Here is a 16,406-nt window from a genome sequence, read left to right on the forward strand (position 1 = left end):
GTCCCTATGATTCGCCGTTCGTTACCCGCTGTCTTTGCTCTGCTGTTCGCCACGCCGCTGCTCGCCGCGCCCGCGGGGCAACAGACGCTGTTCAACTTTGTCCGGCCTGCCGATGTGGTGCAGGTGGCGACAGTAGATGCCAGCCTGCCGCAATCCAACGCGGAGCAGACAGCCGAGGGCGAAGTGCTGCGCCGGGTGACCTTCAATCCGGCGATTCAACCCAGCCTGCGCCTGACCCCGCAGACCGGTGCCTGGGACTGGTCGCAGTCCGGGGTCATGAGCCTGCGGATCCAGAGCGCGATGAACTGGGCCCTGACCCTGTACGTGAAGATCCAGAGCAATGACGGCAAGACCCTGGTCAGTCGCATCGACCTGCCGGCCGGCCCGGCGCAGACCCTGCTGGTGCCGCTGGTTGCCAGTTCGCCGCTGAGCCAGGGCATGAAGGCCGGTCCGCCGATGCCGATGACCTTCGAAGGCCAGCGCGTACTGCTGGCCAGCAGCGAAGGCGAGCTGGACCGTAGCCAGGTGGTCTCGGTGACCTTGTCCATGGATCACCCGAAAGCCGCCCAGAGCATCCTGCTCGAACGTTTCGGCGTCCAGGACGGCGAGGCGGTGGCCAAGGCGGCCTACGGTGGTCTGGTGGATGCCTATGGCCAGTCGACCCGGGCCAAGTGGCCGGAAAAGATCGCCAGCGACGAGCAGCTCAAGGCCGCCGCGAGCAAGGAACAACAGCAACTGAAAACCTGGCTGGCCGAACGTGAGCGCGCCTCCCTGGACACCTTCGGTGGCTGGAGCAACGGGCCGGCCTTCAAGGCCAGTGGTTTCTTCCGTACCGAGAAGCGCGATGGCCGCTGGTATCTGGTGACGCCCCAGGGGCATCCGTTCTATTCCCTGGGGGTCAATGCGGTCGCGGCGGACAATAGCCAGACCTACGTTGCCGGTCGTGAGTGGATGTTCGCGACACTGCCCAACGTCGGCGAGCCGCTGGCCGGTTATTACGGCGAAGGGGACAACCGCGGCGGCAATGGCGCCGACCAGGGCCGTGCCTACAACGCCGGTCGCTGGTACGACTTCTATGGCGCCAACCTGCAACGCACCTACGGTGTGCCTTGCACCCCGGGCAGTGAAACCAAGGCCGGTGTGGCGGATGCCGCCAAGGCCGACGCCCAGGAGGCACAGGCCGGGTCGGGCACCGAGCCGCCAGCCGCGCCAGCTTGCCCTGCCGCAGCCCTGGACCAGAAACGCTGGGCCAGCCACACCCTGGATCGCCTGCAAGCCTGGGGTTTCAACACCATCGGCAACTGGAGCGCGCCGGCGCTGGGCCTGAACGATCGCGTGCCCTACACCTTGCCGCTGTCGATCGTCGGCGACTATGCAAGCATCAGCACCGGCACCGACTGGTGGGGCGGCATGCCCGATCCGTTCGATCCGCGTTTCGCCATGGCCACCGAGCGCGCCGTGGCCATTGCCGCCCGCGATCACCGCGACGATCCCTGGCTGATCGGCTACTTCGCCGACAACGAACTGGCCTGGGCCGGCCCCGGCGACGACCCCAAGTCGCGTTATGCCCTGGCATACGGCACGTTGCGCATGACCACCGACGTGCCGGCCAAGCGTGCGTTCCTCAAGCAACTGCGCGACAAGTACCGTAACCAGGAGGGCCTGTCGAAGGCCTGGGGCATCAACCTGACCGCCTGGGAGCTGATGGAAGACCCGGGGTTCGAGCCGCCTTTGCCTAGCCCTGAGCATCCGGAGATCGAAGCCGACTTCAAGTACTTCCAGAAGGTCTTTGCCGACACCTACTTCAAGACCATTTCCGATTCGCTGAAATGGCACGCGCCGAATCATCTGCTGCTGGGTGGACGCTTCGCCATCAGCACCCCCGAGGCTGTGGCGTCCTGCGCCCAGTATTGCGATGTGTTGAGTTTCAACATGTACACCCTCAAGCCACAGGACGGTTACGACTTTGCCCGGCTGAACACGCTGGACAAGCCGGTCCTGATCACCGAGTTCAACTTCGGCTCCCGGGATCGCGGCCCATTCTGGGGTGGTGTGACCGAGCTGGTGCGGGAGGAGGATCGCGGCCCGGCCTATACCCAATTCCTCAAGCAGGCGCTGAACGAGCCGTCGATTGTCGGTGTGCACTGGTTCCAGTACCTTGATCAACCGGTCACCGGCCGTCTGCTGGACGGCGAGAACGGCCATTTCGGCCTGGTGGGCATTACCGATGTGCCGTTCCAGGGGTTTGTCGACAGCGTGCGCAAGAGCAACCTGCAGGCCCTTGAGCAGTTGGGCAAGGAAGCCGGGAAGGCCAAGGCAGAGGCCGACAAGACCGCTGGTCATGCCGATGGTGGCAAGCCGGGCCATGATGGCAAGGGCGCAGGGCAGGGCGGCGGCCATGCGGGTGGTCATTCGGGCAATGGCCATTGATCGCTGAGCCAGGCCTTTAGGGTACGGCTTCCCTCACGCGGGCCGGTCCGCCTCTGCTGTCACCCGTAGGGGCTGACCGGCCCGCGCTGCGTTCAATGTCTGTCGATTTCTGAACAATTCTTCCGGTGGATCGCCACCGGGCTCGCTTCTGTTCCCAAAACCCTCAAGGGCTGGAACAATGCGCACCACTTTGTAGAGCATGGTCTGGGGGAGTCACGGGTGCAGATTCAGGGTCATTACGAGCTTAAATTCGAGGCGGTGCGCGAAGCCTTCGCGGCACTCTTCGAGGATCCCCAGGAGCGCGGCGCGGCGTTGTGCATTCAGATCGGCGGGGAAACCGTGCTCGACCTCTGGGCCGGCACCGCCGACAAGGACGGCAGCGAGGCCTGGCACAGCGATACCATCGCCAACCTGTTTTCCTGCACCAAGACCTTTACCGCGGTCACCGCCCTGCAACTGGTGGCCGAAGGCAAGTTGCAGCTGGACGCGCCAGTTGCCCGGTATTGGCCTGAGTTCGCCGCGGCCGGCAAGGAAGCGATCACCCTGCGGCAGTTGCTCTGCCATCAGGCCGGGCTTCCGGCCTTGCGTGAGCTGCTGGCGCCGGAGGCGCTCTACGACTGGCAAACCATGGTCGATGCCCTCGCGGCGGAGGCTCCTTGGTGGACACCGGGTGAAGGTCATGGTTATGCGGCCATTACCTACGGCTGGCTGGTGGGTGAGCTGCTGCGTCGGGCTGACGGGCGCGGTCCCGGCGAGTCCATCGTGGCACGGGTCGCCAGGCCGCTGGGGCTGGATTTCCATGTCGGCCTGGCGGACGAGGGGTTTTACCGCGTGGCACACATCGCCCGGGGCAAGGGCAATGTCGGCGATGCGGCCGCGCAGCGCCTGCTGCAAGTGACCATGCGCGAACCCACGGCCATGACCACCCGGGCGTTCACCAACCCGCCGTCGATCATGACCAGTACCAACAAGCCGGAATGGCGGCGCATGCAACAGCCAGCGGCCAATGGCCATGGCAATGCCCGCAGCCTGGCCGGGTTCTACAGCGGTCTGCTCGATGGCAGCCTGCTGGAAGCGGACATGCTCGAAGAGCTGACGCGCGAACACAGCGTCGGCATGGACAAGACCCTGTTGACCCAGACCCGTTTCGGCCTGGGTTGCATGCTTGACCAGCCGCAGGTGGCCAACGCGACCTTCGGTCTCGGCCCACGCGCCTTCGGCCATCCGGGAGCGGGTGGCTCCATCGGCTTTGCCGATCCTGAGTACGATGTGGCCTTCGGTTTTGTCACCAATACCCTGGGTCCGTACGTGCTAATGGATCCAAGGGCGCAGAAGTTGGTGAGGGTTCTGTCGGATTGTCTGTAAAAAAGTTGCTGTCAGGAATTTTTTTGCCTAAACATGAGTAAAAGCATCAGCAAGGAACCCTGTGGCTTTTATACTTTCAAAGCGTCTGTTTGTACGGTTCGTAGAGACCGTAATTTTTGATCTCATTTTGTGGATATCCCATGTCGTCGAACAAGTCTTTAGCCTTGGCTCTTTGCCTCACTGTCACCGGTTGTGCACAAACTCCACAAAATGACGCAGAAGGAGGGCACTGGTGGTCTTTCGGTTCCGATAAGGCCGCCAGCAAGGAAGCGGTGCAACCGGTAGCAAAAGCAGCTGCCAACGAAGTTTCCGCGGCCAAGTCCGCCGCCACATCCACCGCCAAGTCCGCGACCGCTCCTGCAGCGGCCAAGGTCGAAAACGCAACCGCAACCGCAACCGCTTCCGCCGCTGCTCCGGCCGCCAAGGCCGAAACCACCAACTGGTGGTGGCCGTTCCCTTCCAAGGACACGAGCAAAGAAGCAGTCAAAGAGCCAGTAGCCGACGCCAAGGCCAAGGCGGACGCCGCGACAGCGGCCCCGAAGGTCGCTAAGACCGAGACCGGCAACTGGTGGTGGCCTTTCAATCAGCAGCCCACGTCTCCGACCAAGGCAGATGTTAAAGACATCCCGATGCCGGATCCAAAAATCACCCAGGCCTGGCTGGACGACTACGAGCCGCGCCTGCGTGAAGCCATCAAGGACAGCCGCCTGCAACTGGAGCGTCGCGAGAACACCCTGGTGGTGACCGCCCCGGTCGACGGTTCGTTCAACCCGGATCGCCCGGCCATGTTGCTGCCGGTCACCCTGAGCCCGTTCACCCGCGTGGCCAAGGCCGTGGGTACCGACGCCAAGACTTCCGTGCTGGTACTGGGCCATGCCGACACCACCGGTGCCGCGGCGGCCAACCAGAAGCTGAGTCGTGACCGTGCGCAGTCCGTCGCCGCGATTTTCAGCCTCACTGGCCTGAAGCGCGATCGCCTGATGCTGCGTGGCATGGGTTCGGTGATGCCTCGTGCGGCCAACGACAGCGCCGAAGGGCGTGCGCTGAACCGTCGCGTGGAAATCATCGTCACCCAGCGCAGCACCATGCTGGCCCTGCTGAGCAAGTACAACCAGCCGACTCCATCCGAGGCTGAACTGGTTGCCGTACAGGATGTGAAACCAGTCGTTCCTGCTGCTTCCTCGAAGAAAGCCGTCGCGGCGAAGAAAGCCGCTCCGGCGAAAAAAGCCCCAGCCAAGAAGCCTGTAGCGAAGAAAGAAACCGCCAAGAAGACCACCACTGCCAAGGCTCCGGCCAAGGCCGCGACCGAACAGGCGAAGAACTGATTCATCAGGCATCGGGCAAAAGGAACCTGCAATGACCCAGGGACTGGCGGACATGCGCCGCGACTACACCCGTGACGGACTGACCGAAGCCCAGGCTCCGGTCGAGCCCTTCACACTGTTTCACCAGTGGTTCGCACAGGCGGTGAAAACCGAGCAGCCGCCGGTCGAGGCCAACGCCATGACCCTGGCGACCGTTGACGAAGAGGGGCGCCCCCATTGCCGCATCCTGCTGCTCAAGGGGCTGGATGCGCAGGGGTTCACCTTTTTCACCAATTACGACAGCGCCAAGGGACAGCAACTGGCCGCACGGCCTTTTGCCGCCATGACCTTCTTCTGGCCGGCCCTGGAGCGTCAGGTGCGTATCGAGGGGCGGGTGGTCAAGGTCACCGCCGAGGAGTCCGATGCCTACTTCCAGGTCCGCCCGCTGGGCAGCCGCCTGGGCGCCTGGGCATCGCCGCAGAGCCAGGTGATCGCCGATCGCCAGGAGCTGGAAGCCTTGCTCAAGAACACCGAGGAGCGCTTCAGCGATACCCAGCCCCATTGCCCCGAGCACTGGGGTGGTTATCGCCTGTTACCGGAGCGCATCGAGTTCTGGCAAGGGCGCGCGAGCCGTTTGCACGATCGCTTGAACTACCGCCTGCAAGGTGCCGACTGGGTGCGTGAGCGCCTGGCCCCCTGAACCAGGAATCAGGTCATTCGCCGGGATAACCGGCCGCGGCGGCTTCTAGCCACTGTGGCAGGTCCCGGCGTTTTACTTTCTGGCGATGAGCATTCGCCAGCTGTTGCAGCATGAAGGATTTCTTCTTCTCGTCCCCGCCGGCCAGCGACAGCGCCAGGTCCCGGTCCATCCAGCGCTTGATCCGTACATACAGCCACCAATGGAAGTACAGGCCGGCAACGGTGGTCACGACGATGATGAAGTAATCCATGGAAAATCCTTTGGCCGGTGGCGCAACTCGGGAAATAAGCGCTACCGTGTGAAGAGTTTTTATAGGCAAGCAGTCTGTACTGCTGCTGAATGGAACACATTTTATCCGGGCGACGCCGTGACAGGCGTCAAGCTGCGGAGTTTAATGATTATCTGTCCTTTGGAGTTGATCCTATGCGTAAGTCTGTTTTGCTGGTTGCTTCCTTTTCCACGATGGCCATGTTGCTCACCGGTTGCCAATCCAATCTGTCCGGTGACTCTTACTCCCGTGACGAGGCGCGTCGCGTACAGACCGTTCGCATGGGCACCATCGAATCCCTGCGTCCGGTGAAAATCGAAGGCACCAAGACCCCGATCGGCGGCCTCGCTGGTGCAGCGGTCGGCGGCGTTGGCGGCAGCGCCATCGGCGGCGGCAAAGGCAGCATCGTGGCGGCGGTCATCGGTGCGGTGGCGGGCGGCCTGATCGGTTCCGCCACCGAGGAAGGCCTGACCCGTACCCAGGGCGTGGAAATCACCGTGCGTGAAGACGACGGCAGCATGCGTGCCTATGTACAACAAGTTGAACAAAACGAAGTGTTCCGCGTTGGCGAGCGCGTACGCATCATGAGCGTCAACGGCACCAGCCGTGTCGCCCACTAAGCGTTAACCGCGACAAAACAAAACCCCGGCCAGGCAACTGGTCGGGGTTTTGTGTTTTCAGCCCTGGCAACGCCGGCGGTTATGCCGGCAGTTGTGGGTTCTTGCGGCTGGCCGCGGCCGTCACCGCGTAGCCGATCAGGGCGGCGAAGAGCGAGCCGGTGAGGATGCCCATGCGGTCCATGCCGGCGTATTCGCTGCTGCCGGGCACAAAGGCCAGGGAACCCACGAACAGGCTCATGGTGAAGCCGATCCCGCAGAGGATCGCCACGCCCAGCACCTGGCCCCAGTTGGCGCCGCCGGGAAGGGCGGCCAGCCCCATCTTCACCGCCAGCCAGGTCAGGCCGAACACGCCGACGGTCTTGCCCAGCAGCAGGCCGATGGCGATGCCCATGGGCACATAGTGGGTGAAGCTTTCCACGGTGATGCCCTGCAGCGACAGGCCGGCATTGGCGAAGGCGAACAGCGGCAGGATGCCGTAGGCGACCCACGGATGCAGCGCATGTTCCAGGCTCAGCAGCGGCGAAGGCTCGGCATTGCGGGTGCGCAGCGGGATGCAGAATGCCAGGGTCACGCCGGCCAGGGTCGCGTGGACGCCACTCTTGAGCACGCAGACCCAGAGGATCAGGCCGATGATCATGTACGGCCCGAGCTTGACCACCCCCAGGCGGTTCATCGCCACCAGCGCCGCCAGGCAGGCAGCCGCGAGTACCAGCGACAGGGTCGACAGGGCGCCGGAGTAGAAAATCGCGATGACGATGATGGCCCCCAGGTCATCGATGATCGCCAGCGTCATCAGGAACAGCTTCAGCGACACCGGAACCCGCTTGCCCAGCAGGGCCAGCACGCCGAGGGCGAAGGCGATGTCGGTGGCCATGGGGATCGCCCAGCCGCTGAGCGCCGGCGGGTTGTCCTTGTTGAGGAACCAGTAGATCAGCGCCGGTACCACCATGCCGCCGATGGCGGCGGCGCCCGGCAGGACGATCTGTGAAGGCTTGGACAGGTGGCCGTCGAGGAGCTCGCGCTTGACCTCCAGGCCGATCAGCAGGAAGAACATGGCCATCAGGCCGTCGTTGATCCACAGCAGCAAGGGCTTGGCGATTTTCAGGGCGCCGATCTGGGCGACCACGGGAGTGTCCAGCAGGCCGTTGTACAGCCAGGACAGCGGTGAGTTGTTGATGATCAGGGCAAGCACGGCAGCGGCAATCAATAACAGACCGCTGGCAGCTTCCAACTGAAAGAAACGCGTGAAAGTGCTACGCAGAGGCAAGGTCGCTCTCCATCAGAAAACCAAAAAGGTGGCACACCCTAACCCGTACTGTTAGTTGTTAAAACAAAAGTTATATTCTTTTTTGTTATATGCAGCGCGGCAGCGGCCTGCTGGAAAACCAGCCTAGCAGTTGTGTATCCAATTGATTCAAAACTGTACCTGTGAGAGACCGGGGATGTTTCCTAACATGTCCGGCCCCATCCCGACGGGCCGGGGACTTTTGCCTGTTGCAGCGCCCGATTTTCCTTGTGCCTGGATCGCCTATGCTGGGTGCACTTCATCTTTCTGCGTCCTGTGTGGCGTTCGAGCCAACGAGAAAACACCATGAGCGACAACCGTCAGTGGGCCCGCGAGGCCATCCGGATCATCGAAGCCGACTTCCAGCGCAGCGCCGACACCCACCTGATCCCCTTGCCCCTGCCGGGCCTGCCGGGCATCGAGCTGTATTTCAAGGACGAGTCCAGCCATCCCACCGGCAGCCTCAAGCATCGCCTGGCGCGTTCGTTGTTCCTCTATGCGCTGTGTAACGGCTGGCTCAAGCCCGGGGCGCCGGTGATCGAGGCGTCCAGTGGTTCGACGGCGATTTCCGAGGCCTATTTCGCGCGCCTGCTGGGCTTGCCGTTCATTGCGGTGATGCCGGCCACCACGTCCCAGGAAAAGATCGCGCAGATCGCCTTCTACGGCGGCAAGAGCCACCTGGTGCAGGACCCGACGCAGATCTACGCCGAGTCGGAGCGCCTGGCCCGGGAGGGTGGCGGGCATTTCATGGACCAGTTCACCTACGCCGAGCGCGCCACCGACTGGCGGGCGAACAACAACATCGCCGAGTCGATCTTCCAGCAGCTGCGCTTCGAGCGCTACCCGGAGCCCAAATGGCTGATCTCCAGTCCGGGCACCGGCGGCACCACCGCTACCCTGGGGCGTTATGTGCGGTATCGCCAGCATTGCACCCGGGTACTCTGCGCCGACGCCGAGCGTTCGGTGTTCTTCGATTACTACCAGAGCGGTGACGCCAGCCTGCGCCTGGATTGCGGCTCGCGCATCGAAGGGATCGGCCGGCCACGGGTCGAGGCGTCGTTCCTGCCCAAGGTGATCGATGCGATGGTCAAGGTGCCGGATGCCCTGTCGCTGGCGGCCATGCATTACCTGGCGCAGCGCCTGGGACGGCGGGTGGGCGGTTCCAGCGGTACCAACCTGATCGGCGCGCTGATGGCGGCGCAGCAGATGAAACAGGCCGGCGAGAGTGGTTCGATCGTCGCCATCCTGTGTGACGGTGGCGAGCGTTATGCAACCACCTATTACGATCAGGACTGGCTGACCGCCCAGGGTTACCAGTTGACGGCCTTGATCGAGTCGGTGGCGGCGAGTGTGGAACGTGGCGAGGCGTTGCCGGCCAGCGTATTGCGCGCTGGCATCTGAGGCTGCAAGCCCGCTCCTTGGGGAGCGAGCCTGCCTGTGAAAAGGCCCCTGTAAAGGGGCCTTTTTTTACGCCTCGATCCCGAGGATGTTGCGTGCCACCGCTTCGGCGATGCGGATCCCGTCGACACCGGCCGACAGAATGCCGCCGGCATAACCGGCGCCTTCACCGGCCGGGTACAGGCCTTTCACGTTCAGGCTCTGCATCGATTCGTCGCGGGTAATGCGCAGCGGCGACGAGGTGCGGGTCTCGATCCCGGTCAGCACCGCGTCGTGCAGGGAGTAACCCTTGATCTGCCGCTCGAAGGCCGGCAGCGCTTCGCGGATCGCCTCGATGGCGAAGTCCGGCAGGGCCAGGGCCAGGTCGCCCAGGGCGACGCCCGGCTTGTAGGACGGCTCGACGCTGCCCAGGGCGGTGGACGGCTTGCCGGCGATAAAGTCGCCGACCAGTTGCGCCGGTGCTTCGTAGTTGCTGCCACCGAGCACGAAGGCGTGGGATTCCAGGCGTTCCTGCAGCTCGATACCGGCCAGCGGGCCGCCCGGGTAATCCACTTCCGGGGTGATGCCGACCACGATGCCGGAGTTGGCGTTGCGCTCGTTGCGCGAGTACTGGCTCATGCCGTTGGTGACCACGCGGTTCGGCTCGGAGGTCGCCGCCACCACGGTGCCGCCCGGGCACATGCAGAAGCTGTAGACCGAACGGCCGTTCTTCGCGTGGTGCACCAGCTTGTAGTCGGCGGCGCCGAGCTTCGGGTGACCGGCGTACTTGCCCAGGCGTGCGCTGTCGATCAACGACTGCGGGTGTTCGATGCGGAAACCCACGGAGAACGGCTTGGCCTCCATGTACACGCCACGGCCGTGGAGCATGCGGAAGGTGTCGCGGGCGCTGTGGCCGAGGGCCAGGATCACGTGTTTCGAGTGAATCTGTTCGCCGCTGTTGAGCTCGACGCCGACCAGCTGGCCGTCTTCGATCAGCACGTCGGTCACCCGTTGCTCGAAGCGCACTTCACCGCCCAGGGCGATGATCTGCTGGCGCATGTTCTCGACCACGCCGGTCAGGCGGAAGGTGCCGATGTGCGGCTTGCTGACGTAGAGGATCTCTTCCGGCGCGCCGGCCTTGACGAACTCGTGCAGGACCTTGCGGCCGTGGTGTTTCGGGTCCTTGATCTGGCTGTACAGCTTGCCGTCGGAGAAGGTCCCCGCGCCGCCTTCGCCGAATTGCACGTTGGATTCCGGGTTGAGCACGCTTTTGCGCCACAGGCCCCAGGTGTCCTTGGTGCGCTGGCGCACTTCCTTGCCGCGCTCGAGGATGATCGGCTTGAAGCCCATCTGCGCCAGCAGCAGGCCGGCGAAAATCCCGCAGGGGCCGAAACCCACCACGATCGGGCGCTGTTCCAGGTCGGTGGGCGCCTGGCCGACGACCTTGTAGCTGACATCCGGCGCCGGGTTGACGTTACGGTCGTCGGCGAACTTGTGCAGCAGCCTGGCCTCGTCGCGCACGTTCAGATCGAGGGTATAGATGAAGCACAGCTCGGATGACTTCTTGCGCGCGTCGTAGCTGCGCTTGAACAGGGTGAAGTCGAGCAGGTCCTCGCTGGCGATGCCCAGGCGCTGCAGGATGGCAGGGCGCAGGTCTTCATCGGGATGGTCGATCGGCAGCTTGAGTTCGGTGATTCGTAACATGACAGGGTCCGGTTCGCGGGACGCACCAATGCGTCAGGGCGGTTTTACAAACCGGCGATTATAAGCCGCAAAGCCCGGACCCCGTGAGGTTAAAACGGTTGCCCGTCGCCTCAGTCGCTGCGCGAGCCGCCGAAATAGGCGCAACCGCGCTGGACCTGGCCATCGACCCGCAGTTCCGCCGTCAGGTGCTGCACGCTGCCGGTCTTGCTGTCCACGCAGCGCTGCGGCGCGACCCAGAGTTCGACGTGGCGGTTGTTGGCTTCGCTGCTGAGGTTGAAACGGCCGTCGCCCAGTTGCTCTTCCAGGTAGGGCAGCGCCAGCGCCGGTTGGCCGGCGCGTTCGATGCGCATGCCCTTGGCGCTGACGTCGACGTTCCAGTCCGGGGCCTTGCCACTGGCCCGCAGGATCAGGCGCGGGAAGTCGGGATCGCTGCAGGCGTCGTTCGAGCGTTCGACGCGATACAGCTGGCTCAGCGCCACTTCACTGTCGGCGCCGCCGGACTTGCTCGGGGAGAAATGCCCGCGCAGGTCGGCGAACAGCGTGCCCTGCTGGTCGGCCAGGCTGGCGGCTTCCTGGAGGATGCTGGTACCGCCGTTGTCCTTGACCACATAACGCTGCTCGCCGACGCAGGGCTTGAACAGCAACTGGCCGTCGGCGGCGGTCAGCGTGCCCTGCATGCGGGTCTGGCCGGCCTGGGACTGCGTCCGGGACTGGCCATCGAACACCGACAGCATCTGGCAACCGGCAAACAGGGGGAGCAGGGCAATACAAACAAGGGAACGGGCGGCACGCATCGTCGGGTCTCCAATCAAGTGTCGCCACGTTACGCAGCCTGACCGTTCATCACAACCCTGGATCCACTCATGTCTCTGTAGGAGCCAGGCTTGCCGGCGATCCAGGCGCTGCGGTATGCCGGGTGCAATGTTATCGCGAGCAAGCTTCGCTCCTGCAGAGGCGTGGGTCAGCCGACGATAAAGGTCTGGCCAGTCTGCAGGCCTTCCACGCTCTTGGCGTAGGCCAGCGCCACATCGGCGCCGGGAACCGGTTTGTAGCCACGGAAGTACGGGGCGTAGCTGTCCATGGCTTCTTCCAGCACGGTCGGGCTCACCGAGTTCACCCGCAGGCCGCGTGGCAGTTCGATGGCGGCGGCGCGGACGAAGCCGTCGATGGCGCCGTTGACCAGGGCCGCCGAGGCGCCACTGCGGATCGGGTCGCGGTTGAGGATGCCGGAGGTGAAGGTGAACGAGGCGCCGTCGTTGGCGAACTCGCGGCCGATCAGCAGCAGGTTGACCTGGCCCATCAGCTTGTCCTGCAGGCCCAGGGCGAAGTGCTGGGCGCTCATCTCGCCCAGCGGCGCGAAGGTGACATTGCCCGCGGCGCAGATCAGCGCGTCGAATGTGCCGGTTTGCTCGAAGAGTGCGCGGATCGAGGCGCTGTCGCTGATATCCACCTGGAAATCACCGCTGTTGCGGCCGATGCGGATGATTTCATGGCGTTGCGACAGCTCTTTGTCGACGGCCGAACCAATGGTGCCGTTGGCGCCGATCAGAAGAATTTTCATGGGGTTGTTCCTCGCGTGGGTTGAACGAGGTTGCAGTCTAGTGCTGGTTTTTCCTGTTGATTAGCGCGCTAATAGGCAACCTTTGGTTTTCAAATGGAAACAATCCATGAGTGAGATGGATGACCTGGCGGCGTTCGCCGTGCTGATCGAGGCAGGCAGTTTTACCCTGGCCGCCCAGCAACTGGGGTGCAGCAAGGGGCAATTGTCCAAGCGCATCAGCGCCCTGGAGACGCAGTTCGCGGTGGTGCTGTTGCAGCGCACCACACGGCGCTTGAGCCTGACCGCGGCGGGCGCCGCCTTGTTGCCCCAGGCCCAGGCGCTGCTGGTTCAGGTCGAGCGGGCGCGCCAGGCGCTGGCGCGGCTCAAGGACGACATGGCCGGGCCGGTGCGGCTGACGGTGCCGGTGTCCCTGGGCGAGACCTTCTTCGAAGGCCTGCTGCTGGAGTTTTCCCGGCAGTACTCCGAGGTGCAGATCGAGCTGGAGCTGAACAACAACTACCGCGATCTGTCCCGGGACGGTTTCGACCTGGCGATCCGTTCGGAAGTGGCCAATGACCAACGACTGGTGGCCAGGCCGCTGCTGGCCTGGCACGAGATGACCTGCGCCAGCCCGGCTTACCTGGAACAGTATGGCGAGCCACAGGCGCCCAGGGACCTGGCCGAGCATCGCTGCCTGCTCAACAGCCATTACAGCGGCCGTGAGGAGTGGCTCTATCACCAGCAGCACGAACTGTTTCGGGTACGGGTGTCGGGACCTTTCGCCAGCAATCACTACAACCTGCTGAAAAAGGCCGCGCTGGTGGGGGCGGGGATCGCCCGACTACCGTCCTACCTGCTGCAGGCGGAACTGGCCGACGGGCGTTTGCGCGGGCTGCTGCGCGATTACCAGACCCGCAGCATGCCGATGTACCTGGTGCATCCGTATCAGGGCGGGTTGCCCAGGCGTACCCAGGTCCTGGCCGATTACCTGATCGGCTGGTTCAAGCGCAGCGGCGAAGCGCTGGATCGCCTTTGACCTGACGGTTTGCGCCTGTAGCCGCTGCCGCAGGCTGCGATAAGGCCGAAGGCCTTCAGCGATCTCAAGACCTTGCGTCCCCTTCGGGGCCGATCGCAGCCTGCGGCAGCGGCTACAGCGCTACAGCGGGGGCTCAGCGATAGCGGCGGGCGATCAGGTGGTCGATGGACAGCTTGCCGGGGCCGCGGGCCATCAGGTACAGCAGGACCGCCGCCCAGGTGCCGTGGGTCGGGTAGGCGTCGGGGTAGACGAACAGCTGGATGGTCAGGGTCATGCCCAGCAGCGCCAGTGCAGAGAAGCGCGTGGCGAAACCGACCAGGAGCAGCAGCGGGAACAGATGCTCGGCGAATGCCGCCAGGTGTGCGGCCAGTTCGGGGGAGAGCAGCGGTACCCGGTACTCGCTCTGGAACAAGGGAATGGTCGAGTCGGCCAGGCGCGGCATGCCGAACTCGAACGTCCCGGAGAACAGGTCGATGGCCAGGCCCTCGATTTTGGTCTGGCCGGACTTCCAGAACACCGCGGCAATGGAGAAGCGCGCGATAAAGGCGATCAGGCTGTGGGGAATACGCTCCAGCAGCTGGATGAGCCGGTTCACCCCATGGGTGAGCGGGTGATGCTTGGTGCAGTGGGTGTGCATGTTCAGACCTCGGAATGGGGGGACAGGCGAGTGATGGCGCCGCGACCGATCAGCAGCGCCAGGGCCTGGCTCGGCTCGAACGCCGGATCGACAGCCAAGGCATTGGCCGCGGCGACTTGCAGTGGCTGCGAGTGGTGCAGGGCATGGATGAAGCAGGCGACCCCGGCGTCGATGGCGAACACCTCGACCTCCAGCTCATGACGCAGTACCAGGGCGTCTTGTCCTTGGCACAGGTCGATGTTCTTTAGGTCGACGCCTTGCCAGTCGTCATCGCCCTGGTGGGCGGCCCATACATCGACCACCGGATAGGGCGAGTTCAGCAGGCCGAGCGAGGGATGGAGTTCCAGGCGCAATTGCCCCAGCGTTTGCGGTTCGGCCATGGCCGTCGCGAGCTGCGCCAGTGGCACCGGGCAGGCGTCGGCGGCGTGGTAGGCGGTGACCCGCAGGCGCTCCAGGCGCGCGACATCGGCCAGGTAAGGCACGGCGGCGGCGGGAGGGAAACCGCCGATGAAATCGGCGAAGTCATGGCCATAGTCGCTGAGCACGGCGCTGGTGGGCGGGAAGCACCTGACGTAGAGCGCGGCCATGGCCCGGAAGAACTCATCGCCCACCAGTTGCGCCACCACCGGATAGGCATCGGCCAGGGCGTTGATCAACGAGCTCTGCACATTGTTGCGGTACACCGCGAAGCGGCTGGCCGGGTCGGCGCCGTTGCCGCAGTACAGGTCCGCAGGGCAGGGTTGCTCGGAGTCGAACAGGGCGCTGGCGAAGCTGGCTTGTGTGTTCACGGCAGCCTCCTGGCGCATTGCAGCAGCTCATCCGCCTGGCGTACTTCAGCGTGCAGCACGGAAAACGCCGGCACCTGGTTGTCGCGCTCGATCAGGGTCGCGGTCGCTCCGATCCGTTCCAGCAGCCGCAGGTACAGCGCCCATACGGCGTTATCGATCGGCGCGCCGTGATCGTCGATCAACAGCCGGTCGCCCAGGCTGTCGGTGTCTTCGGCAAACCCGGCCAGGTGGATCTCGCCCACCGCGTGCAGCGGCAGGGCATCGATATAGGCCAGCGGGTCGCGCCGGTGGTTGATGCACGCCACGTAGACATTGTTCACGTCCAGCAACAGGCCGCAGCCGGTGCGGCGTATCACCTCGCGGATGAATTCGGCCTCGTCCATGCTCGACTGGCGAAACTCCAGGTAGGTCGCCGGGTTCTCCAGCAGCATGGGGCGGCGCAGTGTGCTCTGCACCTGGTCGATGTGTTCGCAGACGCGGTTCAGGGTCGGCCGGTCATAGGCCAGGGGCAGCAGGTCATTGAGAAACACCGGGCCATGGCTGGACCAGGCCAGGTGTTCGGAAAAGGACTGGGGTTGATACCGCTCGATCAGCACGGCCAGGCGTTTCAGGTGCTGTTGGTCCAGCGGACCTTCGGCACCGATCGACAGGCCGACGCCGTGCAGCGACAACGGATACTGTTCGCGGATCAGCCCCAGGTAGTGATGGAACGGCCCGCCAGCGACCATGTAGTTTTCCGCATGGACTTCAAAGAAGCCGATATCGGGCTGTTCCTTCAGGACCTGGCGAAAGTGCTCGGTCTTGAGCCCCAGCCCGGCGCGTTGCGGCAGGCTGGAGACGGTCGCCTGAGTGGCGGGATGGAGGGGGAGTGGTACGGCCATGTTCATCATCGACACTCAGGCAGGTTGCTTACGACTTGGCTTTGTAGGCTTGCAGTTGGCCGAAACCGGTAGGCGAGGTGCTGCTGGCGGTTTTCTCGCAGGTACCTTTAGGAACCAGCTTCCAGGCGTTGGCCTGGTGGTCGACCTTGGCGGTACCGGCACAAGTGGTGCCCGCGCCTGCCGCGCAATCGTTCTTGCCCTTCATGGCGACGCCAAAGCATTTCTCCATGTTGTCGGCGGCCTGGGCGGTGGTCGGCAGCGCGGCGATGCTCAAGGCAGAACCGAGGGCCAGGGCCAGGGCGGCGGCGGACAGGGTGCGAGTGGTAGCGGTCATGGTGTTTCTCCAGAAAAGGTAGTGGTGTAGGCAGGCATTCGTGCCTGCTTACCCCTCTAGAGAAAGGTCGCTGGGGTTTGTTACAGCCCAGGTGAAAAAAATCCAGTTGTAGCCGCTGCCGCAGGCTGCGATCGACG

The 16,406-nt window shown here is 64.1% G+C and carries 16 protein-coding genes; 7 read left to right on the forward strand and 9 right to left on the reverse strand.

The genetic code is table 11. From position 1 onward, the window contains the following. Positions 1-6 precede the first annotated feature (6 nt). From AC3RCP_RS07610 to pdxH, 4 genes are all read left to right on the forward strand, one after another. Positions 7-2,430: a beta-galactosidase gene (locus AC3RCP_RS07610; RefSeq protein ID WP_492569466.1), complete on the forward strand. Its 2,424-nt coding sequence runs from the start codon at positions 7-9 to the stop codon at positions 2,428-2,430. A gap of 219 nt (positions 2,431-2,649) precedes the next feature. Further along, the gene (locus AC3RCP_RS07615) at positions 2,650-3,795 is read left to right on the forward strand and encodes a serine hydrolase domain-containing protein (protein WP_492569468.1); all 1,146 of its coding nucleotides are present in this window, start codon (positions 2,650-2,652) and stop codon (positions 3,793-3,795) included. Positions 3,796-3,935: 140 nt separating this feature from the next. After that, the gene (locus AC3RCP_RS07620) at positions 3,936-5,120 is read left to right on the forward strand and encodes an OmpA family protein (protein ID WP_492569470.1); all 1,185 of its coding nucleotides are present in this window, start codon (positions 3,936-3,938) and stop codon (positions 5,118-5,120) included. 31 nt (positions 5,121-5,151) lie between these two features. Continuing rightward, positions 5,152-5,799, forward strand: coding sequence for a pyridoxamine 5'-phosphate oxidase (gene pdxH, locus AC3RCP_RS07625; RefSeq protein WP_009047373.1), 648 nt, complete (start codon positions 5,152-5,154; stop codon positions 5,797-5,799). Positions 5,800-5,812: 13 nt separating this feature from the next. Here pdxH and AC3RCP_RS07630 read toward each other — a convergent pair whose 3' ends face one another. Beyond that, positions 5,813-6,049 (reverse strand): hypothetical protein, encoded by a 237-nt coding sequence (locus AC3RCP_RS07630; protein WP_009047374.1) that lies wholly within the window; start codon positions 6,047-6,049, stop codon positions 5,813-5,815. Positions 6,050-6,222: 173 nt separating this feature from the next. Between AC3RCP_RS07630 and AC3RCP_RS07635 the strand changes: the two genes are divergently transcribed. Further along, entirely contained in the window at positions 6,223-6,687 is a 465-nt protein-coding gene (locus AC3RCP_RS07635; protein ID WP_007923357.1) for an outer membrane lipoprotein, read from the forward strand. Between the two features lie 79 nt (positions 6,688-6,766). On the opposite strand, the gene nhaA is transcribed toward AC3RCP_RS07635, so the two are convergent. Continuing rightward, a complete protein-coding gene (gene nhaA / locus AC3RCP_RS07640; RefSeq protein WP_087089228.1) occupies positions 6,767-7,954 on the reverse strand; it encodes a Na+/H+ antiporter NhaA in 1,188 nt (395 codons plus the stop codon). A gap of 324 nt (positions 7,955-8,278) precedes the next feature. Here nhaA and AC3RCP_RS07645 point away from each other — a divergent pair, with 324 nt between their 5' ends. Continuing rightward, positions 8,279-9,373, forward strand: coding sequence for a PLP-dependent cysteine synthase family protein (locus AC3RCP_RS07645; protein WP_101337023.1), 1,095 nt, complete (start codon positions 8,279-8,281; stop codon positions 9,371-9,373). A gap of 66 nt (positions 9,374-9,439) precedes the next feature. Here the strand turns inward: AC3RCP_RS07645 and AC3RCP_RS07650 are convergent, their stop codons facing one another. From AC3RCP_RS07650 to AC3RCP_RS07660, 3 genes are all read right to left on the reverse strand, one after another. Then, positions 9,440-11,053, reverse strand: coding sequence for an NAD(P)/FAD-dependent oxidoreductase (locus AC3RCP_RS07650; RefSeq protein ID WP_101337024.1), 1,614 nt, complete (start codon positions 11,051-11,053; stop codon positions 9,440-9,442). Between the two features lie 110 nt (positions 11,054-11,163). Beyond that, complete coding sequence (locus AC3RCP_RS07655) at positions 11,164-11,847, reverse strand: COG3650 family protein (protein ID WP_009042479.1); 684 nt, start codon at positions 11,845-11,847, stop codon at positions 11,164-11,166. Between the two features lie 167 nt (positions 11,848-12,014). Beyond that, positions 12,015-12,614, reverse strand: coding sequence for a short chain dehydrogenase (locus tag AC3RCP_RS07660; RefSeq protein ID WP_101337026.1), 600 nt, complete (start codon positions 12,612-12,614; stop codon positions 12,015-12,017). Between the two features lie 106 nt (positions 12,615-12,720). On the opposite strand from AC3RCP_RS07660, the gene AC3RCP_RS07665 reads away from it, so the two are divergent. Next, a complete protein-coding gene (locus AC3RCP_RS07665; protein ID WP_101337027.1) occupies positions 12,721-13,629 on the forward strand; it encodes a LysR family transcriptional regulator in 909 nt (302 codons plus the stop codon). 133 nt (positions 13,630-13,762) lie between these two features. Here AC3RCP_RS07665 and AC3RCP_RS07670 read toward each other — a convergent pair whose 3' ends face one another. Genes AC3RCP_RS07670 through AC3RCP_RS07685 form a run of 4 tightly spaced genes read right to left on the reverse strand, consistent with a single transcriptional unit; the run spans position 13,763 to position 16,269 of the window. Then, entirely contained in the window at positions 13,763-14,266 is a 504-nt protein-coding gene (locus tag AC3RCP_RS07670) for a DoxX family protein (protein ID WP_492569474.1), read from the reverse strand. 2 nt (positions 14,267-14,268) lie between these two features. Beyond that, complete coding sequence (locus AC3RCP_RS07675; protein WP_492569476.1) at positions 14,269-15,054, reverse strand: HvfC/BufC family peptide modification chaperone; 786 nt, start codon at positions 15,052-15,054, stop codon at positions 14,269-14,271. After that, positions 15,051-15,935 (reverse strand): MNIO family bufferin maturase, encoded by an 885-nt coding sequence (gene bufB / locus AC3RCP_RS07680; protein WP_223815857.1) that lies wholly within the window; start codon positions 15,933-15,935, stop codon positions 15,051-15,053. Before bufB ends, AC3RCP_RS07675 begins: the two co-directional genes overlap by 4 nt. A gap of 28 nt (positions 15,936-15,963) precedes the next feature. After that, positions 15,964-16,269, reverse strand: a complete 306-nt coding sequence (locus AC3RCP_RS07685) for a BufA1 family periplasmic bufferin-type metallophore (RefSeq protein WP_009042485.1) — start codon at positions 16,267-16,269, stop codon at positions 15,964-15,966. Positions 16,270-16,406: the final 137 nt, after the last annotated feature.

The organism is Pseudomonas sp. GW822-FHT05A08, from assembly GCF_058800485.1.